The sequence below is a fragment of the Actinotalea solisilvae genome (genome assembly GCF_016464425.1).
In the GTDB taxonomy this organism is placed as follows: Bacteria; Actinomycetota; Actinomycetes; order Actinomycetales; family Cellulomonadaceae; genus Actinotalea; species Actinotalea solisilvae.
The window spans coordinates 121,403-141,043 of sequence record NZ_JADDKQ010000003.1 but is presented as its reverse complement, the minus strand read 5'-3'; the positions used below and the strand labels follow the sequence as shown (position 1 = coordinate 141,043).

Annotated in this window: 22 protein-coding genes; 6 read left to right on the top strand and 16 right to left on the bottom strand. The window is 75.5% G+C overall.

The genetic code is table 11. From position 1 onward, the window contains the following. Positions 1-21 precede the first annotated feature (21 nt). Both JIG38_RS04035 and JIG38_RS04030 read left to right on the top strand, forming a co-directional pair. Positions 22-1,074: an ABC transporter ATP-binding protein gene (locus JIG38_RS04035; RefSeq protein ID WP_199422467.1), complete on the top strand. Its 1,053-nt coding sequence runs from the start codon at positions 22-24 to the stop codon at positions 1,072-1,074. Positions 1,075-1,130: 56 nt separating this feature from the next. Then, entirely contained in the window at positions 1,131-3,656 is a 2,526-nt protein-coding gene (locus JIG38_RS04030) for an AMP-binding protein (protein WP_199422466.1), read from the top strand. On the opposite strand, the gene JIG38_RS04025 is transcribed toward JIG38_RS04030, so the two are convergent. Genes JIG38_RS04025 through JIG38_RS04010 form a run of 4 tightly spaced genes read right to left on the bottom strand, consistent with a single transcriptional unit; the run spans position 3,640 to position 8,820 of the window. Then, a complete protein-coding gene (locus JIG38_RS04025) occupies positions 3,640-5,700 on the bottom strand; it encodes an ATP-binding protein (RefSeq protein ID WP_199422465.1) in 2,061 nt (686 codons plus the stop codon). The two genes, JIG38_RS04030 and JIG38_RS04025, sit on opposite strands and share 17 nt — an antisense overlap. After that, positions 5,697-7,238 (bottom strand): glycosyltransferase family 2 protein, encoded by a 1,542-nt coding sequence (locus JIG38_RS04020; protein ID WP_199422464.1) that lies wholly within the window; start codon positions 7,236-7,238, stop codon positions 5,697-5,699. The genes JIG38_RS04025 and JIG38_RS04020 overlap by 4 nt, the downstream gene beginning before the upstream one ends. A 50-nt stretch (positions 7,239-7,288) precedes the next feature. After that, positions 7,289-8,404 carry a HEAT repeat domain-containing protein gene (locus JIG38_RS04015; protein WP_199422463.1) on the bottom strand — a complete coding sequence of 372 codons (1,116 nt, stop codon included), beginning with the start codon at positions 8,402-8,404 and terminating at the stop codon, positions 7,289-7,291. Beyond that, on the bottom strand, positions 8,401-8,820 hold the full coding sequence (locus tag JIG38_RS04010) for a response regulator transcription factor (RefSeq protein ID WP_307844565.1): 420 nt from the start codon (positions 8,818-8,820) through the stop codon (positions 8,401-8,403). The genes JIG38_RS04015 and JIG38_RS04010 overlap by 4 nt, the downstream gene beginning before the upstream one ends. A 126-nt stretch (positions 8,821-8,946) precedes the next feature. Here JIG38_RS04010 and JIG38_RS04005 point away from each other — a divergent pair, with 126 nt between their 5' ends. Continuing rightward, positions 8,947-9,363: a VOC family protein gene (locus tag JIG38_RS04005; protein WP_199422462.1), complete on the top strand. Its 417-nt coding sequence runs from the start codon at positions 8,947-8,949 to the stop codon at positions 9,361-9,363. Between the two features lie 131 nt (positions 9,364-9,494). Here JIG38_RS04005 and JIG38_RS04000 read toward each other — a convergent pair whose 3' ends face one another. From JIG38_RS04000 to JIG38_RS03970, 7 genes are all read right to left on the bottom strand, one after another. Continuing rightward, a complete protein-coding gene (locus JIG38_RS04000; protein ID WP_199422461.1) occupies positions 9,495-9,776 on the bottom strand; it encodes a hypothetical protein in 282 nt (93 codons plus the stop codon). Positions 9,777-9,792: 16 nt separating this feature from the next. Continuing rightward, positions 9,793-10,536 (bottom strand): hypothetical protein, encoded by a 744-nt coding sequence (locus JIG38_RS03995; RefSeq protein WP_199422460.1) that lies wholly within the window; start codon positions 10,534-10,536, stop codon positions 9,793-9,795. Between the two features lie 248 nt (positions 10,537-10,784). After that, positions 10,785-11,210, bottom strand: a complete 426-nt coding sequence (locus JIG38_RS03990) for a hemerythrin domain-containing protein (RefSeq protein WP_199422459.1) — start codon at positions 11,208-11,210, stop codon at positions 10,785-10,787. A gap of 142 nt (positions 11,211-11,352) precedes the next feature. Next, the gene (locus JIG38_RS03985) at positions 11,353-11,607 is read right to left on the bottom strand and encodes a hypothetical protein (protein ID WP_199422458.1); all 255 of its coding nucleotides are present in this window, start codon (positions 11,605-11,607) and stop codon (positions 11,353-11,355) included. Next, complete coding sequence (locus tag JIG38_RS19935; RefSeq protein ID WP_199422457.1) at positions 11,604-12,818, bottom strand: C2 family cysteine protease; 1,215 nt, start codon at positions 12,816-12,818, stop codon at positions 11,604-11,606. Before JIG38_RS19935 ends, JIG38_RS03985 begins: the two co-directional genes overlap by 4 nt. Then, positions 12,815-13,132, bottom strand: coding sequence for a P-loop NTPase family protein (locus tag JIG38_RS03975; RefSeq protein ID WP_199422456.1), 318 nt, complete (start codon positions 13,130-13,132; stop codon positions 12,815-12,817). The genes JIG38_RS19935 and JIG38_RS03975 overlap by 4 nt, the downstream gene beginning before the upstream one ends. 132 nt (positions 13,133-13,264) lie before the next feature. After that, entirely contained in the window at positions 13,265-13,939 is a 675-nt protein-coding gene (locus tag JIG38_RS03970; RefSeq protein WP_199422455.1) for a PadR family transcriptional regulator, read from the bottom strand. 313 nt (positions 13,940-14,252) lie between these two features. On the opposite strand from JIG38_RS03970, the gene JIG38_RS03965 reads away from it, so the two are divergent. Next, positions 14,253-14,930 (top strand): GOLPH3/VPS74 family protein, encoded by a 678-nt coding sequence (locus tag JIG38_RS03965; RefSeq protein ID WP_199422454.1) that lies wholly within the window; start codon positions 14,253-14,255, stop codon positions 14,928-14,930. Positions 14,931-14,933: 3 nt separating this feature from the next. Here JIG38_RS03965 and JIG38_RS03960 read toward each other — a convergent pair whose 3' ends face one another. Next, a complete protein-coding gene (locus tag JIG38_RS03960) occupies positions 14,934-15,596 on the bottom strand; it encodes a TetR/AcrR family transcriptional regulator (protein WP_199422453.1) in 663 nt (220 codons plus the stop codon). 81 nt (positions 15,597-15,677) lie between these two features. Here JIG38_RS03960 and JIG38_RS03955 point away from each other — a divergent pair, with 81 nt between their 5' ends. Continuing rightward, positions 15,678-16,706, top strand: coding sequence for an NAD(P)-dependent alcohol dehydrogenase (locus JIG38_RS03955; protein ID WP_307844564.1), 1,029 nt, complete (start codon positions 15,678-15,680; stop codon positions 16,704-16,706). Positions 16,707-16,746: 40 nt separating this feature from the next. Here JIG38_RS03955 and JIG38_RS03950 read toward each other — a convergent pair whose 3' ends face one another. Then, entirely contained in the window at positions 16,747-17,067 is a 321-nt protein-coding gene (locus JIG38_RS03950) for a hypothetical protein (RefSeq protein ID WP_199422451.1), read from the bottom strand. A gap of 37 nt (positions 17,068-17,104) precedes the next feature. After that, positions 17,105-17,695: a DUF1349 domain-containing protein gene (locus JIG38_RS03945; RefSeq protein WP_199422449.1), complete on the bottom strand. Its 591-nt coding sequence runs from the start codon at positions 17,693-17,695 to the stop codon at positions 17,105-17,107. A gap of 88 nt (positions 17,696-17,783) precedes the next feature. Here JIG38_RS03945 and JIG38_RS03940 point away from each other — a divergent pair, with 88 nt between their 5' ends. Then, on the top strand, positions 17,784-18,257 hold the full coding sequence (locus tag JIG38_RS03940) for a hypothetical protein (RefSeq protein WP_199422447.1): 474 nt from the start codon (positions 17,784-17,786) through the stop codon (positions 18,255-18,257). Here JIG38_RS03940 and JIG38_RS03935 read toward each other — a convergent pair. Next, positions 18,187-18,732: a TIGR00725 family protein gene (locus tag JIG38_RS03935; protein ID WP_199422445.1), complete on the bottom strand. Its 546-nt coding sequence runs from the start codon at positions 18,730-18,732 to the stop codon at positions 18,187-18,189. The genes JIG38_RS03940 and JIG38_RS03935 overlap by 71 nt on opposite strands. Positions 18,733-18,763: 31 nt before the next feature. After that, positions 18,764-19,492 (bottom strand): dienelactone hydrolase family protein, encoded by a 729-nt coding sequence (locus tag JIG38_RS03930; RefSeq protein ID WP_199422443.1) that lies wholly within the window; start codon positions 19,490-19,492, stop codon positions 18,764-18,766. Positions 19,493-19,641 lie beyond the last annotated feature (149 nt).

The window sequence follows — 19,641 nt, the reverse complement described above, 5'->3', positions numbered from 1 at the left end:
GCGCACGAGGGCGGGACGCGGATGAGCCGCCTCGTCGTGCGCGGCGTGCACAAGTCCTTCGGGTCCACGCACGTGCTGCGCGGGATGGACCTCGACGTCCCCTCGGGCGCGCTCGTCGCGCTGCTCGGCCGGTCCGGCTGCGGCAAGACGACGCTGCTGCGCGTCGTCGCGGGGTTCGAGCAGCCCGACGCGGGCGAGGTGGTCATCGGCGACCGCGCCGTCGTGTCGGCGCGCGGGTCCGTGCCGCCGGAGCAGCGCAACGTCAGCGTCGTCCCCCAGGAGGGCGCGCTGTTCCCGCACCTCACGGTCGCCCAGAACGTCGCGTTCGGCCTGCGCGGCCGCGGGCGCGACGCCGGCCGGCGGCGGCAGGAGCGCGTCCGCGAGCTGCTCGCGCTCGTGGGCCTCGCGGACATCGGTGACCGGATGCCGTCCCAGCTCTCGGGCGGGCAGCAGCAGCGCGTCGCCGTCGCGCGCGCGCTCGCACCGCGGCCCGACGTCGTCCTGCTCGACGAGCCGTTCTCCGCGCTCGACGCCGGGCTGCGCGGCGCGCTGCGCGACGACGTCCGGGCCGCGCTCAAGGCGGCCGGCGCGACGGGCGTGCTCGTCACGCACGACCAGGAGGAGGCGCTGAGCATCGCGGACCTCGTGGCCGTGGTGCGCGACGGCGTCGTCGTGCAGGCCGCCCCGCCCGCGACGCTCTACCGGGAGCCCGTGGACCTCGAGACCGCGCGCTTCGTGGGCGAGGCCGTCGTGCTGCCCGTCGAGGTCGACGGCGCGGCCGTCGAGACCCCGATCGGGCGCCTCCAGCTCGTGCGCGGCGACGCCCTCGCGTCCGGGCCCGGCTGCGTCGCGGTGCGGCCCGAGCAGATCCACATGGTGCGCGCCGGGCGCGGCATCCGCGGGCGTGTCCGCGACGTCACCTTCCACGGCCACGACGCGACCGTGCGGCTCGAGGTGCCCTGGCGCGACGGTGCGCCGGTGGACGTGCTCGTCCGGACGCAGGGCCCGCTGCCCGAGGTCGACACCGAGGTGGGCCTGCTCGTCGCCGGGCCGGTGTCGTTCTTCGCGACCTGACGGCCCGCCCGCCCTCGCTTCCGGGTTAGGTAAGCCTTGCTTTAGGCTTCCTCCTCGTGACCGTCCTGCCCGTCGAGGCCCTGCCGCTCGCGGACCTCGCGCGCCACGGCGACCGCCCCGCCGTGCGCACCGCCACGGGCACGCTGACGTACGCCGAGCTCGCCGCGCGCGCCGACGACGTCGCCCGGCGCCTCGGCACGCGGCGGCTCGTGGCCGTCGCCGCCCTGAACGACGTCGGCTCGCTCGTCGCCTACCTGGGCGCGCTCGCGGGCGGGCACGCCGTCCTGCTGCTGCCGGGGGACAAGCCGGAGGCGGTCGACGCGCTCGTCGCGGCGTGGGACCCCGACGTCGTGCTGCGCGGCCGGGACGCGCCCGGCGACGACGTCGTCCTCGACGAGCGCCGCCCCGGGACCGCGCACGACCTCCACCCCGACCTCGCGCTGCTGCTCAGCACGTCGGGCTCGACCGGGGCACCCAAGCTCGTCCGGCTCTCGCGCGCGAACCTCCAGGCCAACGCCGAGCAGGTCGCCGACGCGCTCGGCGTCCGGCCGGACGACCGCGCCGCGACCACCCTGCCGTTCCACTACTCCTACGGCCTCTCCGTCGTGCACAGCCACCTGCTGCGCGGCGCGACGCTCGTGCTCACCGACCTGTCCGTCGTCGACCCGTGCTTCTGGGCGCTCGCGCGCGAGGCCGGTGTGACGACGTTCGCGGGTGTGCCGTACACCTTCGAGCTGCTCGACCGGCTCGGCGTCGAGCGGATGGACCTGCCCAGCCTGCGCTACGTCACCCAGGCGGGCGGCCGCCTCGCGCCCGACGCCGTCCGGCGCTGGGCCGGCGTCGGCCGCGAGCGCGGCTGGGACCTCGTGGTCATGTACGGGCAGACGGAGGCGACGGCCCGCATCGCCGTGCTGCCGCCCGACCTCGCGCCGACCCGGCCCGGGGCCGTCGGGCGCGCCGTCCCCGGCGGGAGCCTCCGCATCGAGCCCGTGCCCGGGTCGCCCGACGGCGAGCTCGTCTACGAGGGCCCGAACGTCATGCTGGGCTACGCGGAGTCGCCCGCGGACCTCGCGCTCGGCCGCACGGTCGACGTGCTGCGCACCGGCGACCTCGCGCGCCTCGGGCCCGACGGCGTCGTCGAGGTCGTCGGGCGGCGCAGCCGGTTCCTCAAGGTCGTGGGGCTGCGCGTGGACCTCGGGCACGTCGAGGCCGTCCTCGCGGGGATGGGCCTCACGGCCGCCGCGGCGGGGCGCGACGAGCGGCTCGTCGTCGCCGTCGAGGGCGCGCTCGACGCCGGGCTTCTGGGCGCCCTGCTCGCCGAGCGGCTGGCGCTGCCGCGCGGAGCCGTCGTCGTGCACCCCGTCGACGCGCTGCCCCGCGTGGCGTCCGGAAAGGTCGACCTCGCCGCCGTGGCCGCGCTCGACGCCGCGGTCGTCACGCCCCCGGCGGAGCCCGACGGTCCCGCCGACGTCGCCCGCATCTACGCCGAGGAGCTGGGCCTCGACCGCGTCCCGCCGGACGCGTCGTTCGTCGACCTCGGCGGCGACTCCCTCTCGTACGTCGCGACCTCGGTGCGCCTCGAGGCGGCGCTCGGCCACCTCCCGGCCGACTGGCACGTCACCCCGGTGGGCGCGCTCGCCGGGTCGGCCGCCGACGCCGCCCGCCCGGCCGGTGCGCGCCGCCGCCGCCTCCTCGGGGCCGTCGAGACGAGCGTCGTGCTCCGGGCGGTCGCGATCGTCCTCATCGTCGGCACCCACGCGAAGCTGTTCGCGTGGCCGGGCACGGCGCACGTGCTCGTCGCGGTGGCCGGGTTCAACTTCGCGCGGTTCCAGCTCGTCGGGGACCGGACGGCCCGCCTGCGCCGCCAGCTGCGCAGCCTCGCGCGCGTCGTCGTCCCGAGCGTCGCGTTCATCGCCGTCGCGGCGCTGCTCACGGGGACGTACACGCTCGCCAACGTGGCGCTCGTCAACGCGCTCGTCGGGTCCCCGACGTGGACGCCGCAGTGGCACTTCTGGTTCGTCGAGATGCTCGTGTACGTGCTGGTCGGCGTCGTCGCGCTGCTCGCCGTGCCCTGGGCCGACCGCGCCGAGCGGCGGTTCCCGCTCGGGTTCCCCGTGGCCCTGCTGGGCGTCGGCCTGCTCACGCGGTTCGACCTCGTCGTGCTGCCCACGCCGCACCCGGCGCCCGTGCTCTGGCTGTTCGCGCTCGGCTGGGGCTTCGCCCGGGCGCGCCGGGTGCGCGAGCGCCTCGCGCTCTCGGCCGTCGTCCTGCTCACGGTGCCCGGCTTCTTCGACGACCCGCGGCGCGAGGCCGTCATCGCCGTCGGCCTCCTGCTGCTCGCGTGGCTGCCGACCGTGCCCGTGCCGACGGCGCTGCACCGCGGCCTCGGGATGCTCGCGAGCGCGTCGCTGCACGTCTACCTCGTGCACTGGCTCGTGTACCCCGACCTCGCGACCGTGCACCCGGCCCTCGGCGTCGTCGCGTCGCTCGCCGCCGGCGTCGGGTACTGGGCGCTCGTGACGCACGGGCCGCGCGCGGTCCGGCGCGCGCGGGACCGGCTCCCCGTCAGCGCGGGGCCCTGATCCCCAGCGTCACCTCGACCTCGGTGCCCTCGCCGGGCGCGGAGCGCAGGGCCAGCGTCCCGCCGTGCGCCTCGACGACGCCGCGCACGATCGACAGGCCCAGCCCCGTGCCGGGCACGGCCCCCTCGACGGCGTTGGACGCGCGGAAGAACCGCTGGAACAGGTCCTCCTGCTCCTCGACCGGGATGCCGATGCCGGTGTCCCGCACGACGAGCCGCACGCCGCCGTCGTGCCGGTCGAGCCGGACGTCGACGGAGCCGCCGTCGGGCGTGAACTTCACCGCGTTGCCCGCGAGGTTGAGCACGACGCGCTCGAGCTGGCCGACGTCGCCCATGATCGTCGGGACGTCGGGGCCGAGGTGCGTCGCGAGCCGGACGCCCCCCGCGCGCGCCTGCGGCTCGAGCGTCGCGACGGCGGCCGCGGTCACCTCCGCGAGGTCGACCGCCTCGCGCCGGCCGCGGTGCGCGCCGGACTCCATCTGGGAGAGCGTCAGCAGGTCCTCGATGAGCTCGCGCAGCCGCTGGGCGTTGCGCTCGACGACGGTGACCATCTCCGCCGCGCTGGGACCGAGCGCGCCGCCGTCGCCGTCGAGCAGCATCTCGGCGTAGCCGGTGATCGAGGTCAGCGGAGTGCGCAGCTCGTGCGAGACGTTGGAGAGGAACACCGACTTCTGCCGGTCGAGCTCCTGGAGCTGGTCCACCAGCCGCAGCTGCCGCTCGAACAGGTCGCTCTGCTCGAGCGCCTGCCCGAGGTCGTCGCAGAGCCGACCCAGCGCCTGCTCCTCGTCCTCGGTGAGGCGGTGCGTCGCATGGAAGGCGACGACGGCGAGGCCGAGCACCTCGCCGCCCACCGCGACGGGCGCGACGACGGCGCTCATCGCGCCGGGCGCGACCGCGCGGACCAGCCGCGCGGCCGCGCCCTCGGTCCCGCCGTCGGCAGGGGTCGGGCCGGGCACGTGCTCGAGCACGACGACCTCCGTCGCGCCCGCGAGCGCGCGGGCGAGGGCGACGTCGTCGGGCCCGTGCGGGACGGGCGCCGGCCGCCGGGAGCCGCGCGCCGGCCAGACGCCGTCGGGCACCTCGACGTCGTCGTGGCGCCGGCCGCCGCGGCCGAGGTAGCGCAGCACGACGGCGTCCGCGCCGACCAGCTCGGCGACCGCGCCCGCGGCGACCTCGAGCACGGCGACGCGTCCCAGCTCGTCACGGACGAGGCGCACCGCGTCGCGCGTGCGGCGCCGCAGCGCGGCCTGCTCGGCCTGCTGCTCGCGCAGGCGGTCGCTCTCGTCGGCGAGCGCGTTGACGGCCTCGGCGACGTCACGGACCTCGGACGGGCCGGCGACCGGCGCGCGCGCGGCGTGGTCGCCGAGGCGCTGCCGCTCGAGCACGTCGCGCACGCGGTCCAGCGGGCCCGCCACCGCGCGCACGGTCCCGCGCGTGACGAGCGTCGCGAACACCACGCCGAGGGCGGTCAGCGCGCCGAGCCCGGGCACGACGGCGGCGCGGTACTGGCGCGCGTCCGTGCGCACCTCCTCGCGCCGCACGCTCAGCGCCTGGGCGACGGCGCGCTGCTCGGCGCGGAACTCGTCGAAGAGCTCCTTGCCCGCGTCGGACGTCGCCTCGTCGGGCGGGCCCGCGCCGTCCACGACGTCGGCCGCGTACTCCTCGAGCCACGCGCGCGCCGCGGCGAGCTCGCGCTCGTAGGGCGCCTCGACCCCCGCGAGCTCGCCGAGGCTCTGCGTCGACGTCACCGCCCCGAGGACGTCGTCCTGCGCGGCCTCGTAGGGCACGAGGAAGGCCGCGTCGCCCGTGAGCTGGTAGCCGCGCACGGCGGTCTCGGCGTCGAGCATGAGCTGGAGCGCCTCGGCGTTGGCCTCGACGGCGGGCGTGAGCACGCGGGAGAGGTGCTCGACCCGCTGCGTCGCGATCCCGACGCCGAAGATCCCGGCCAGGCCGACGCCCGCGACGAGGACCATGACCGTGCCGAAGCCGCGCCGCAGCGTCTGGCGCAGGGTGCCGGGGCGGAAGGACAGCTCGGCCGGGCTCACGAGGTGCCCCCGCGGGTGGTCGCTGCGGCCGTGCCCGCGGTGCCCCCGGCGGCCTCGGTCTCGTCCGCGAAGCCCGTGCGCGTCATGGTGCCCCACACCTGCGTCCGCCGGGTCAGCCCCTGCCACAGGCCCTGGAGCCGCCACCACGCGGTGACCTGCCGGTAGCCGACGTTCTCCCACACGCTCGAGGTGAGGATGCGCCCGAGGTCGCGCCACCGGCCGTAGCGGTGGAACGAGAGCTCCTCGGCGCACACGGCCGCGAGCGAGACGAGGATCGCGAACGCGTAGGCGACGAGGAGGAAGCGCACGGTGTAGTCCACGTCGACCGCGCCCACGACGAGGCCGAGCACGACGAGGACGACGCCGAGCAGCTCCATGACCGGCGCCAGGAGCTCGAACAGCCAGTAGTAGGGCACGGCCACCATGCCGATGCGCCCGTAGCGCGGGTTGAGGGTCATCGAGCGGTGCTTCCAGAGCACCTCCCACATGCCGCGGTGCCAGCGCCGACGCTGGCTGCGCAGGACGCGAGCGGTCTCGGGCACCTCGGTCCAGCTGACGGGCTCGGCGACGAACACGACCCGGTGCTCGCGGCGGGCGCGCCGCAGGTGCCGGTGCAGGCGCAGGACGAGCTCGAAGTCCTCGCCGATGCAGTCGGCGTCGAGCCCGCCCACCTCGACGAGCACGTCCCGGCGGAACAGCCCGAACGCGCCCGAGATGAGGATGAGCGACCCGAGCTTCGACCAGCCCGTCCGGCCGAGGAGGAACGCGCGCAGGTACTCGACGACCTGGATCCGGGCGAGGAAGGACCGCGGCATCCGCACGTCGACGACGCGGCCCGCGACCACGCGACACCCGTTGGCCGCGCGGATGACGCCGCCCGTCGCGACGACGCGGTCGGGGTCGTCGGCGAAGGGCTTCGCGACGACGAGGAGCGCGTCCGGGTCGAGGATCGAGTCGGCGTCGACCATGGCGACGAGCGGGTACCGCGCGACGTTGACGCCGACGTTGACGGAGTCCGCGCGGCCCGAGTTCTCCTTGCGCACCACGACGAGCCGGGTCCGCCCGTCCGCGGGCACGTGGACCGACGTCGGACGCTGCCGCACCGGCACGTCGTCGGGGACGACGCGGGGCACCTCGACCAGGCCGAAGGCGGCGCGCAGGCGCTCGAAGGTCGCGTCGGCCGAGCCGTCGTCGACGACGACGACCTCGTGCTCGGCGTAGCGCAGCGCGAGCATCGCGCGCACCGACGCGACGATGCCCGCCTCCTCGTTGTACGCGGGCACGATGACCGACGCCGGCAGGGCGAGCGGGCTGACGGCGACGTCGTCGAGCCCCGCGAACGGCGCGCGGCGCAGGTGGCGCGCGAACTCGAGCGCGGCGAACGCGATGAGCACGAGGTAGCTCGTGTTGATGAGCAGGAAGTACCCGAGCACGGGCTCGCCGACGGCGTCGAACACGACCGTGAGCACCTCGCGCAGCGTGCGGCCCGGCGCGCTCTGGCGGACCGGCTCGAGGAAGTCCTCGACGGGCTCGGGCATCGTCGGCACGCCGTGCCAGGGAGCCCACGGCACCGCCCCGGGTCCGCGGGTCACGACGTCGCCCCGGCGCGCTCGCGCAGCCCGGCGGTGACGAGCGCGTCGCGGGCGTGGGCGGCCTCGCCGGTCGCGGGGCCGGCGGACGGGCCGTTCGCGCCGTCGGTCCCATGGTCCGCCGCGGCGGCCAGGGCCGCGCGTCCGGCGGGGCCCAGGTCCGCGAGCGCGCGCGCGGCGTTGGCCGCGACGTGGTGGGCCGCCGCGCGGAGGAGGGCCGCGAGGTGCGGGACGGCGGCGGGGTCGCCGACCTCCCCGAGCGCGCGGGCGGCGACGGCGCGCAGGGGCACCGGCTCGCGGTCGGCGGTGGCGGCGACGAGGGGTGCCACCGCCTCGCGCGGGCCCAGCCGGCCCAGCGCGCGTGCCGCGCGGATTCGTACCTCCAGCACGTCGTCGCCCTCGAGCGCCGCGACGAGTCCAGGCACGCAGGGCAGGGCGCCCGAGAGGCCCGCGATCTCCGCGGCGGTCGCGCGCTGCGGCGCGTCGCCCGCCCGCAGCGCGTCGACGAGCGCGGGGTGCGCCGCGGCCCCGAGCCGCAGGACGGCGGTCGCCACGACGCGCGCCGGGATCTCGCGCGGGGGCGAGAGCCGCGCCAGGAGGGGGCGGACGGCGCCGGCGTCCCCGCCGCGCCCGAGCGCGCGCGCCGCGACCTGCCGCACCTCGGGGTCGCGGTCCTCCAGCAGGGGGAGGAGGTGCCGGGTGGCGCGCGCGAGGCCGGTCGCCCCGAGCAGCTCGGCGGCCTCGGCCCGGCGGACGACGCTGCGCGACCGCGTGCGCGCGCGGGCCCGGTCGAGCGTGCCGCGACGCTCGAGGAGCGCGACCACGGCGGCGTGCGTCTCGCCGCGCACCTTGAGCAGCAGCCCGCCGACGACGGGCTCGACCGCCGCCCAGTCCGCGGCGCCGAGGGCGGCGAGCTCCGCGAGCGCCTCCTCGGCGTCCTCGGGGTCGCCCGCGGCGAGCCGCAGCAGCACGGGCCGCAGGGGCTCGGCGCGCACGCGGCGCCGGCGGGCGCGCGAGAGCCGGAGGGTGCGGGCGACCGTGACCACGAGCGCGAGCGCCGCGAGCAGCGCCGCCAGCGCGACCAGCGCGACGCCGAGCGCTGCCGCGGTGGTCACGGCACCGAGCGCGCGAGCACCGCCCGGACCCGGCTGAGCAGCTCGCGCGGCGAGAACGGCTTGGTCACGTAGTCGTCGGCGCCGACGCCGAAGCCGCCCTCGACGTCGGACTCCTGGGCCTTGGCGGTGAGCAGGATGATCGGGACGGTCGCCGTACGCGGGTCGGCGCGCAGCTGCTGGGCGACGTCGAGCCCCGAGAGCCCGGGCATCATGACGTCGAGGAGGACGAGCCGCGGCGGCCGGGCGCGCGCGTGCTCGAGGGCCGCGAGCCCGTCGCCGACCACCTCGACCTCGTACCCGGCCGTGCCGAGCTTGAACGCCACGAGGTCGCGGATGTCCGGGTCGTCGTCGGCCACGAGGACGTGCTGCCCCACCGGTGCGTCCGGTCCGCCGGCCTGGGTGCTCGCCTCGCTCACGGCACGAGCAGACCATCGGTGCCGCGCGTCCGCCAGTGGGCACGCCGGGTCGACGCGGCCACGGCGGGGCGGTGCGGGGGTGCGCGTGCCGGAGGGGCGCGCCACCCTGGGAGGCGGAGGTGGACGATGACGACGTACCCGACGATCGCGTCCGTGGTGCTCGACACCCGGGACGCCCGCGGCCTCGCGGAGTTCTACCGGCAGCTGCTCGGCCTCGAGTACCGCCCGGGCGACGAGCCGCCCCCGCCCGGCGAGCCGGACGAGAAGGGCCGCGACTGGCTCGTGCTGCGCAACCCCGGTGGTGCCCAGCTCGCGTTCCAGCAGGAGGACGAGCAGGTCGAGCCGACGTGGCCGGACCAGACCGTCCCGCAGCAGCTGCACCTCGACACGGTGGTCGGCTCGAAGGACGAGCTCGACGCCCAGCACGAGCGCGTCCTGGCGCTCGGCGGGCGCCTGCGGTTCGACCGCAGCGACGACCCGGACGAGCCGCTGCGCGTCTACGCGGACCCGTCGGGGCACCCGTTCTGCATCTTCGTCGCCTGAGTCCGCGCTCGGCGTGAAGACTTCGGCACGCATGGCGTGACGAAGTCTTCCTTCCTCCGGCGACGCTCAGACGACAGGGCCGTAGACGCGGGTCGGACAAGGGCGGTGCCGCCTGTCCGGCGCAGAGTGCCTCAGGGTGTGATCGCGTCCATCAGGGCGCCGATGAGACTGACGCCGCTTGCGGCGAGGATGATCGCGAAGATCGTTCCAATGATGCCCAGGACGCTGAGCACGATGCCCGCCACGGTCAGCCCATGACCGCCGCGTTCACCCGTGCTGGTCTCGCCCCAGGCGAGTCCGCAGAAGGCGAGCGCGAGCGGCCACAGGCCGACGGCGGCGAGCACAAAGCCGGTGGTGGCGTATCCGGAGCACGGCACCACTCTCGGGCGTCCGTGCTGGTCGAGGTAGGTCACGCGGGACGTCGCGCGCTCAGAGACGGGGGTAGACCGAGTAGATGGTGTCCGCGGGCAGCGGGTCTGCGAACATCACCTCGAACCGGACCGTGCCGCCGACGGGAAGTCGGTCCACGTAAGCCATATCCGCGCCGATGATTGTCCCGGCCGGGTTCGAGGCGACCACGACGACCGTGACGAACTCCTGCTCAGTCGCGAAGGTCCCGGTGAGGTTCCCGCCGACCGTGGTCGACCACGAGTCGGTCACCGCGGCGACCTCGCTGGCACTGAATGTGCCGACGCCTTCAGTCGGGGCAGGCAGAGCGGCATTCGCGAGCGGGCCCCGCACCTCGATGTGATCGATGAGGTTCTGTCCCACGTTGAAGAACGTCCCCGTGATGGCGATCTGTCCGGGCAGGATCTCGAGGAAGTCGGTGCCGGTGTCCAGGATGACGCCGTCTGCTCCGTACGCCTCTGTGTTCACTTCCGCGAAGGAGAAGACATGACCCGGGTTGGGGTTCTCAAGAATGACGGTGTACCACCACACCGATGCGTCGTAGGAACGCTGGCCGAACGCCGAGTTGACGACGACGAGTTCCTGGACGGCGGGCGCTTCCGGCTTCTCGGTCTTCTCGGGCTCGGGAGTCGGTTCCTCTTCGGAGGTCGCACTCGCCTTGGCGTCAGGCTCGCTCTTCGCCTCGATCGCCCCGGTCGAGCCGCAGGCGGCGAGGAGCGCGAGCAGCGGTGTGACGGCTAGTGCGGTGAGCTTCTTCGGGGACACGGGCACGACTCCTTCGATGACGGACGACAGGCTTCGCGGCGCTGCCGCCGCTCTTCGAGCTACCCGCTCGGCGCCGTCGCCGGAGTCGCCGTGGGAGGTGCCGACGTCGAGTGCCGGCCTCGCTCCCTCTTCGTCTCGGCACTTCCCCATCAATTAATGAGTGCCGGGAGGAGAAGTCGGCCGTCCTTGCCGGGTGATTTCTCGCTACCCCATTTGACACGGCATCGCCGGTGCAAATCGCGCAGCGCTCAGGCGAGTGGGCCGTACGGATCCGTCGCGAGCAGGTCGTCGGCATTCATGGCGTCGAGGATAGGTAGGAGCCGCAATTCCTCGTAGCGGAAGTGCGTGAGCATGACCGCCTCGATCCCGTCGAGGTGGCGCAGCATTTCCTCGGTCGGTGCGTCCTCGGCCCGCCGTAGCTCGCCGATGAGGTGCTCGATCATCGCGTGGTCCTGCACGAGCTGGGCGAGGACGGACGCGAGCTCGGGGTGTGCCCGGACGACGCGGGGGAAGAGGGCGCCGTCCTCGCTGCGGTGGTGGCCGCTCAGCGCCGCGCAGAAGCCCCAGCAGTACAGGAGGGGGTCGGGCGCGGCGGACGGGGCCGCGTGCTCCTCCTCGACTGCGACGCGCGCGAGGTCGATCGCGTCGCGCAGGCGCCGGTGGACCTCGCGCATCTCGGCGCGCTACGCGCGGAGGCGGCCGACCTCGTCGGGGGTCGCGCTCAGAACGCGCCGCCGATCGCGCCGGCCATGCCGAGCAGCACCATCGCGACGACGACGGCGAGGGCGATCCAGGGCGCGGCGCGCCGGGTCCGCCTCACGCGGGCTCCGCGATCTCGAGCGCGGCCGACGGGCGCCGCGCGCCCGGGCCGACGGCGGCCAGGCGCAGCTCGCGCCCGTCCGGGAGCGCGTGCGGCACGCCGGGCCGCAGCACGACGTCGGTCGTGTCGGGGAACGTGCCGACGCGGACCGCGGCGAAGGCGCCCTCGCCGTCGGTGCCGGCGTCGGTCACGGCGAGCCGGACGTCGCCGAGGTGCTGGGTGCCCGCCTCGAGCACGAATCTCTCGCTCACTTGCCGTCCCCCGTGCTCGCGATCTGGTGGAAGATCCGCTCGAAGTCGTCCTGCGAGATGCGGATCGGGCCGCCGCCGTCGGCGCCGTTGCCCTGGCCCCATGGGTTCATCAGGGTGACGTCACCGTCCTTGTCGACGCTCACCACCGTGTAGGCGTGCGAGCCGACGATGTCGACCTTGACGGTCTGCATCGTCCCGTCCGGCCCGGGGCGCTCGGCCTCGACCGGCCACATGCCCGCCTTGGGGCCCGAGCGCGTGGCGGCGACCAGCTGATCGCCGTCCTCGACGTCGTTGCGGATGTCGCCCCAGTCCCAGCCGCGCAGGAAGCGGTCCTCGTACACGTGGGTGTCCCCGCCGGTGAGGAGCTCGAGCGCGTCGGCCGGCCAGCCGCCGTCGTTGAGGTCGTTGAACTTCAGGTGCTGCTTGAGCGCGTTCTCGTAGATCGACGCGATGCCCGGGCCGCCGTTCTCCGTGACGCCGCCCTGCTGCGCGCGGTCGACGAAGTAGACGACCTCCTTGCCGTCGACGTGCAGCGTGACCCAGTACCCGCCGCGCTCGGGATCCCAGCGCAGGTTGTCGCGCAGCAGCTGGTCGCCCTCGTCGGTCTGCATGAGCGCCATGAGCGAGGCCAGCAGGTAGCAGTCGCCGATGCCGCCCTGCGAGACGTCGAGCGGGTCGAACGGGGAGTTCTCGTCGAGCCCGCCCGGGATCGGCACGGTCGGCAGCGACGCCGGCGGCGGCCAGCCGTCGGGCGGCCAGGTGAGCTCGGGGAGATGGGACGAGTCGGACGCGACGAGCGCCAGGAGCTCGTCGGCGGCATGGATCGAGTACTGCTCGCGCTTGTCCGTCGCCACGGAGGCGTCGTTCATCCCGTTGATGATCTTCGGCAGCACGCTGAGGTCGAGCGGGTCCGCGCGCCACGCGTCCCACGCCTTCTCGACCGCGGCCTTGGCGGTGGCGATCTCGAGGTCGCAGGTCTCCATCTCGCCCGCGTAGCGGTCGAGGATGTTCGCCGCGGCGCGCAGGTCCGCCGCGTGCTCCGTCGCCTCCTGGGAGAGCGCGAGGCGCCGGTCGCGGAAGCCGCCGGCGGCCGAGCCCTGCCACGTCTCGACGTCGAGCGCGGTGATCGCTTCCGAGGCGCCGATGTTCGTGTTGCCGGCGGTGGTCAGCGCGGTGGCGGCGGCGCGCACCTGCGCCGGGCTGCCGTTCACCGGGGCCCCGTGCCGAGGAGGTTGCCGAGCAGCCGGCCGAGGTTGGTCTCGGCGAACGCGTCCGCGGCCTGGTAGGCGAGGCGGCACGCGTCGATCGTGGTGCCGACGCCCGAGGTGCCCTTGACGATCGCGTCGTGCCGCTGGTTGAAGGCCTCCACGACCTGCTCGACGGCGCCCGCGAGGTACGCGTACCCGTAGGTGCCGGTGCCGCTCGGGAGGCCGCTGAGCCGGGCGTCCGAGAGGTCGGTCGCCACGTCGCGGAACCCGTGGGCGGTCTTCTTCATGTCGGCGTAGTCCACCTCGATGTCGCTCACGGTCGTGAGCGTAGGGGCTCCTCGGCGCGGGGTCAGGGCCCGGCCGGCGAGGTGATGGTGCAGATCCTGTGGACGGACGACGAAGGCCCCGACCGGGCGGTCGGGGCCTTCGCGGGTGGTGCGACGTCGGGGTCACGAGTCCGTGGGGGACTCGGCCGCGTCCTCGGCCAGGAGCCGGTAGAGCTCCCTGCGGGTCCGCTGCAGGACCTCGGTCGCGGCGGTGTGCTGGGCCGGCGTGCCGACCTTCGCCACCTGCGCGACGGCGTCCTTGAGCGCCATGATCTCCTGACGCAGCGCGAGGGCCGACGTCGGGTCGAAGCCCGCGACGGTCCACGGCGACCCGAGGGCCTGGCGGTTCTCGTCGACGTAGGCCGTGCCCTGCGCGGTGAGGGAGGCCGTGCGGCGCCCCTCGACGCGCTCGATGGTCACGAGCCCCTCGTCCTCGAGCGCCTGGAGGGTGGGGTAGACCGACCCGGGGCTCGGCGTCCAGGAGCCCGAGCTGCGCTCGGCGATCTCCTGGATGAGCTCGTACCCGTGGCGGGGCTGCTCGTCGAGCAGCAGGAGGATGGCGGCGCGGACGTCGCCCCGCGCCCGGGGGCCGCCGCGTCCGCGACGTCCGAAGCCCGGACCGAAGCCGGGGCCGAAGCCAGGGCCGCCGCCGGGACCGTGCCCCGGGTGGCCGTGGCCTCGCGGGCCGCCGCGTCGTCCGCCGAAGCCCTCGTCGAAGGCCGGCGGCTCGAAGCGGAAGCGGCGCTCGCCGCCACCGCGTCCCGGGCGGTTCTCGTGGTGGTGGGTGTGGTTCTTCATGGCTGTCCTCTCGTTTCGACATGCTCACGATATATCGGCAACCCATCGTCCGCAAGGGTGGCAGAGATCACGTCGGATCCACCGTGCGGGGGATGCGAAGTGCACCCGCGTGGGAGAAGATCTCTCGACATCGAGAGATCGAGTCCCGAGGGGGATCGCCCGTGAACGAGCAGCACGAGACCGCGGACGACGTCGCCGCCGAGCGCATCGTCTGGACCGGCGTCAGCAACCCGAACCGCACGCGCGTCTGACCGGCTGTCCGGCACGGCGGCCCGTGGCCCGGGCGAGCGCGGTGCCCGTCTACCGTGGGCGCATGATCCTCGCCGACGACCTCCTCCTGCTGCTCACCGACGACCGCTCGGGCCGGCCCGCGGAGACGGGGGTGCGGCTCGAGAACGTCGTCGCGGGCGCGGCGCTCACGGAGCTGCTGCTGCTGAGCCGCGTGCGGCTCACCGGTCCCGGCGAGTCCGTCCGGGCCGGCCGCGTCGTGGTCGAGGACGCGACCCCGGTCGGGGACCCGCTGCTCGACGAGGCCCTGCGACGCGTGGGGCACGGCACGCCGAAGGCGCCGCACACGCTGCTCGCGCACCTGCGGCCCGGCCTGCTCGAGGCCCTGCGCGCACGGCTCGTCGAGCGTGGGGTGCTGCGGGTCGAGGCGGGTAGGGTCCTCGGGCTGTTTCCGCGCACGTCGTGGCCCGCCGAGGACTCGACGCACGAGGCCCAGCTGCGCGAGCGCCTGCGCGAGGTGCTCGCGCTCGGTCGTGAGCCCTCCGAGCGCGAGGCCGGCGTCGTCGCGCTCCTCCACGCGGTCAACCGCGTGCAGAACGTGCTGGGCGACCTCGGCGTCCCGGGAGGCCAGGTCCGCTCGCGGGCGACGACGATCGCGCAGCGGCACGTGGGCGCGGACGCGGTGCGTCGCGCCAACAACGCCCTCGGGCCGAACGACGCCGTCATGGCGGTCGCCGAGCTCGGTGTGGCCGGCCTCGGCTGAGCCTCAGGCCCGCGCGGACGCGAGCGCGCGGTCGAGCCCGTCGAGGACGAGGTCGAGCCCCAGCAGGTACTCGTGCGCGTAGTCGTAGCCGGGCTGGAGCACGTGCTCGGTGGTGAGCCACGCGAGGTGCGGGTACTCCTCGGGCGGCATCCGCGCGAAGATCGCCTGGGCCAGCGCTGCCGTGTCCTCGGGCGTCTCGAACGGCAGGGCCCGCTCCTGCATCGCGAACCCGTACACGTACGCGTCGAGCACCGAGAACGCGTGCGCGGCGAGCGCGACCGGGAAGCCGGCGCCGCGCAGCACGCCGAGGACGGTGTCGTGGTGCCGCATCGTCGCGACGCCCGGTGTGGGGCGCGACTCCATGAGCGTGACGGCCCAGGGGTGGCGCTGCATCGCGGTACGCACCGAGATCGCGCGACGACGCATGGACTCGCGCCACCCGACGTCGCGCGGGACGTCGATCTCCGCGAAGACCGCGTCGACCATGCCGTCGAGGAGGTCGTCCTTGTTCGCGACGTGCTTGTAGAGCGACATCGCCTCCACGCCGAGGCGCTCGCCGACCCGCCGCATGGTGACCGACTCGGTGCCGCCGACGTCGGCGAGCGCGAGTCCTGCGGCGACCACGCGGTCGCGCGTCAGTCCCGGCCGTGCCCGAGGTGGCGTCATCTGGTCCTCCCGAGGTCTTGACAGGCTTACGGTGTAAGCATCAGCCTTACGACGTAAGCCTACCGAGGAAGAAGGCATCCCGTGGACCTGAAGCAGCGTGACATCCCGAGCTCGACCGGTGGTGCCCGGCCGACGACGATGACGGCGGTCGTGCAGGACCGCTACGGCGAGGCGGCGGAGGTGCTGCGCGTCGCCGAGGTCCCGATCCCGGTGATCGGCGACCGCGACGTGCTGGTCCGCGTCGAGGCCGCCGGCGTGGACCGCGGGGTCTGGCACCTGGTCGGCGGCACGCCCCGGCTCGTGCGACTCGCCGTCGGCCTGCGCGCGCCACGGCAGAAGGTGCCCGGCATGGACGTCGCCGGCGGGGTCGAGGTGGTCGGCGCGGCCGTCACGCGCTTCCGCGTGGGGGACGAGGTCTACGGCGCCGGCTCGGGGACCTTCGCCGAGCACGCGCGGGTGCCCGAGGCGTCGCTGGCGCTGCGCCCGGCCGGCCTCACCGCCGTGCAGGCCGCGGCCGTGCCGATCTCGGGGTGCACCGCGCTCGAGGCGGTGCGCGACCGGGCGCGCGTCCGGGCGGGGGACCGGGTGCTCGTCCTCGGGGCGTCCGGCGGGGTCGGCTCGTACGCCGTGCAGGTCGCCGCCGCGCTCGGCGCCGAGGTGACCGGGACCGCGAGCACGGCCAAGGTCGACATGGTCCGTGCGCTCGGTGTCGACCACGTCGTGGACCACTCGACGTCCGACCCGCTCGCGGAGGCCGGCTCCTACGACGTGATCATCGACACCGGCGGCGCGCGGTCGCTGCGGAGCCTGCGCCGCGCCATGACGCCGACGGGACGCCTGGTCATCGTCGGCGGGGAGACCGACGGGTGGCTGCTGGGCGGCCTCGACCGGCAGCTGCGCGCGTCGGTGCTCTCGCTCGTCGTCCGGCAGTCGTTGGTCATGTTCGTCAACGCCGTCCGCGCCGCGGACCTCGAGGCGCTCACGGCGCTCGTCGAGGCCGGCAGCCTCGTGCCCGCGGTCGACCGCACCTACCCGCTGGCGGAGGCCGCGGCGGCGATCCGGGACCTCAGCGAGGGGCGCGTCCGCGGCAAGGCCGTCGTCACCGTGTGAGGCCCGGCGGCCCGTCCGGTCGCCGTCGGGCGCTGAGCCGCTACGCCGCGGTCCGCGGCGGCGGGCGCCGGTCGACGAGCGCGGCCGTCACGCCGCCCAGCACCACGGCCGCGAGCAGCACGGACGGCCACGGGCCGAGCGTGTCCGCGAGCACGTGCGACGCGACGAAGCACGCGGCGCCGGCGAGCACGACGACGGCCAGCCGCGAGGCCGCGGTGCGCCGTGCCTCGCGCGCCACGCACCACGCGACGCCTGCGACGAGGACGACCGCGCCGGCGACGCGAACGCCGCTGACCTGCGCGACGGCGAAGCCGAGCACGAGGGTGACCGCGGCGATCAGGGCGGTGGGAAGGCGGCGCACGCGCGCCAGGCTACGGCCGGGGCGCACGTGCCGTGGGTCAGTGCAGGGCGGCGTCGGCAGCGCCGACCTGCCAGCGACGGAACCGCACGACGAGGCCCGCGCGCGTCGGACCGCAGCAGAAGGGGCCTGCGGCGACGTCGGCGTCGGCCGGGAACGGGGCGACGCGGACGAGGCGGAAGGGCTCGTCGTCGGCGCGCGCGCGGATCGTCACGGCGTCGCCCGCGCGGCTGGCGCGCACCGTGACCTCACGGCCGGCCCACGAAGGCACCGGACCGACCGACCAGTCCGACCGCCCGAGGGTCACGACGGCGCCGGCGTTGAGCTCGCCGTCCGAGAACTCGAGCCCGGCCTTGATCCAGGTCTCCGCGTCGGCGCGCACGAAGACGCCGGCCTGGTCGAACTCCTCGGCGAAGTCGGCGAGGAACGTCACCTCGACGGCGGTCCCGGGCTCGAGGGGCGCGAGGAGCGCGTGCTCGTCGTCGTGGACGAAGCCGTAGGCGGTGTGCCGCCAGGCGTCGCTGCCCTCGACGGCCTCGACGACGAGGTCGGTGCCGTCCTCGTGCGCGGTGGCGGGCGGCGTGGTCCAGGTGCCCTCGGACCAGGGGACGGTGCGGAGCGCGTCGGTCATGCGCCCACCCTGCCAGGTGACGGGGACATGATCGACGCGCGCGCCCGCCGGGGCCCGGGAGTCGGCGTGCGTCGCTACGGTGACGCCCATGGCACCCACCGAGGTCGACGCCCCCCGCCGCCCCCGCACCCGACGGGTGCTCGTGTGGGCGCTGGGCACCGTGGTGGTCGCGGTCGTCGTCGGCGTCGTGGTGGGCGCGGTCGTCGCCCTCGTGATGACCGCCCTGGTGTCGGACGACGCGACCGACGGCTGGGCCGGCCTCGCCGCCGTGGTCGTGGGGGTCGTCGCGGCCGTCCTGGCGGCGGTCCTCACGTGGGTGATCGGGCTGGTCGTCGGTGCCCGGCGCTACTTCCCGCGAGGCAGCCGCGCCGTGGCCGTCCTCCTGACGCTCGGTACGGCGGCGCTCGGCTCCGCGGCGCTCATCGTCCTGCTGGACGCGACCGGCGTCGGCGGCGGCGCGGTCACGGGGAGCGAGAACAAGCTCCTCGTGATCATCGCGATGGTCGCCCTGTCGGCGGCGGTGTTCCCGTGGTGGGAGCGGCGTCTGTCGCGCCGCCGCTGAGTCGGGCGAACGCCGCGCCGACCGCCCGGAGCGCCTCGTCGAGGCTGTGGGCGACGGTGAGCCCCGGCGCGTCCGGGACGGCCGCGGGCTCGGCGACCGGCCAGGTGCCGAGCGCGACCACCGGCACGCCGGTCCGCACCGCGAGCGCGAGCTCGCTGAGCGTCCCCCAGCTCCCGCCCACGCACAGGACGACGTCGGCCGCGCGCACCAGGAGCGCGTTGCGCATCTCGCCCAGACCGGTGGGGATCGCCACGGTGAGCCAGGCATTGCCGTCCGCGCGGTCGCTCCCGGGCAGCAGCCCGACGACGACGCCGCCCGCCTCCGCCGCGCCGCGTGCGCCGGCCGCCATGACGCCGCCCAGGCCGCCGCAGACGACGACGTGCCCGTGCTCCGCCGCCCAGCGCCCCGCGGCGGACGACGCGTCGGCCTCGGCGGCCGACGCGTCGCCCGGGCCGCTGATCAGCAGGTAGCCCATCGGTCGCCCCTCCCCGGCCCGGCGCGCGGCCTCACGTCAGGTGCCGCGCGAAGAACCGCGCGGCGGCGTCGAGCTCGAACTCCGGGACGCCGGTGTGTCCACCGAGGTTCGCGTGCAGCGTCTTCTCGCGCGAGCCGAGGGCGTCGTAGACGTCGAGCGCCTGCCCGCGGTCGTTCCACTCGTCGTCCCACTGCAGGAGCATCTGCACGGGGACCGTGACGCTGCGTGCCTCGTCGACGATCGCGGCCGGGATGAGGCTCCCGGCGTAGAGGACCGCGGCGCGCACGCGCGGCTCGACCGCCGCGAGGCGGATGCCCACGGAGATGACGCCGCCGTCGGTCCCGACGGGGCCGCCGATCTCCGGGAGCGTCAGCAGGGCGTCGAGCGCGGCCTGGTGCTCCGGGACCGCGGCCTCCACCAGGGGGAGGACGAGCCGGTCGACGATCTCTGCCACCGGCTCGCCGGCAGCCAGCGCCCGGCGCAGGTCCGCGCGGGCCCGCTCCGCGGCGGCGGAGCGCGGGCGGTCGCCCGCGCCGGGCGTCTCGACCGCGGCCGCAGCGAAGCCGTACGTCACGTAGTGCCGCGCGCGTCCGGCGAGACGCGGGTACATCGCGTCGAGGCCGCCGGGATGGCCGAGGAGGAGGAGCGGCGCCGGCACCGGCGAGGTGGCGGCGGTCCAGAGGATCGCGGGGACGTCGCCCACGGTGAGGCGGCGCTCGAGGAGCCCGTCGTCGAGGTGGTGCTCGGAGATGAGTCGCATGGTCGTGCCTTTCGGAGTGCTGGGCGGCGCTCCCGGGCGACCTATCGCCCGACCGCGGGCCCGGAGGGGAGCGCCCGTGTCGTCACGGTCACGGTCACCACCTCCTCGAGCAGCTGTGCGGTCGTCGGCAGGCTAGCCGTGCGCCGGGC

Bases quoted from the DNA above. Each gene is read 5' to 3' on its own strand.
- JIG38_RS04035 (WP_199422467.1), top strand. From the start codon at position 22: ATGAGCCGCCTCGTCGTGCGCGGCGTGCACAAGTCCTTCGGGTCCACG.
- JIG38_RS04020 (WP_199422464.1), bottom strand. From the start codon at position 7,238: ATGCCCGAGCCCGTCGAGGACTTCCTCGAGCCGGTCCGCCAGAGCGCG.
- JIG38_RS04005 (WP_199422462.1), top strand. From the start codon at position 8,947: ATGACGACGTACCCGACGATCGCGTCCGTGGTGCTCGACACCCGGGAC.
- JIG38_RS03990 (WP_199422459.1), bottom strand. From the start codon at position 11,210: ATGCGCGAGGTCCACCGGCGCCTGCGCGACGCGATCGACCTCGCGCGC.
- JIG38_RS03970 (WP_199422455.1), bottom strand. From the start codon at position 13,939: ATGAAGAACCACACCCACCACCACGAGAACCGCCCGGGACGCGGTGGC.
- JIG38_RS03965 (WP_199422454.1), top strand. From the start codon at position 14,253: ATGATCCTCGCCGACGACCTCCTCCTGCTGCTCACCGACGACCGCTCG.
- JIG38_RS03960 (WP_199422453.1), bottom strand. From the start codon at position 15,596: ATGACGCCACCTCGGGCACGGCCGGGACTGACGCGCGACCGCGTGGTC.
- JIG38_RS03945 (WP_199422449.1), bottom strand. From the start codon at position 17,695: ATGACCGACGCGCTCCGCACCGTCCCCTGGTCCGAGGGCACCTGGACC.
- JIG38_RS03940 (WP_199422447.1), top strand. From the start codon at position 17,784: ATGGCACCCACCGAGGTCGACGCCCCCCGCCGCCCCCGCACCCGACGG.
- JIG38_RS03935 (WP_199422445.1), bottom strand. From the start codon at position 18,732: ATGGGCTACCTGCTGATCAGCGGCCCGGGCGACGCGTCGGCCGCCGAG.
- JIG38_RS03930 (WP_199422443.1), bottom strand. From the start codon at position 19,492: ATGCGACTCATCTCCGAGCACCACCTCGACGACGGGCTCCTCGAGCGC.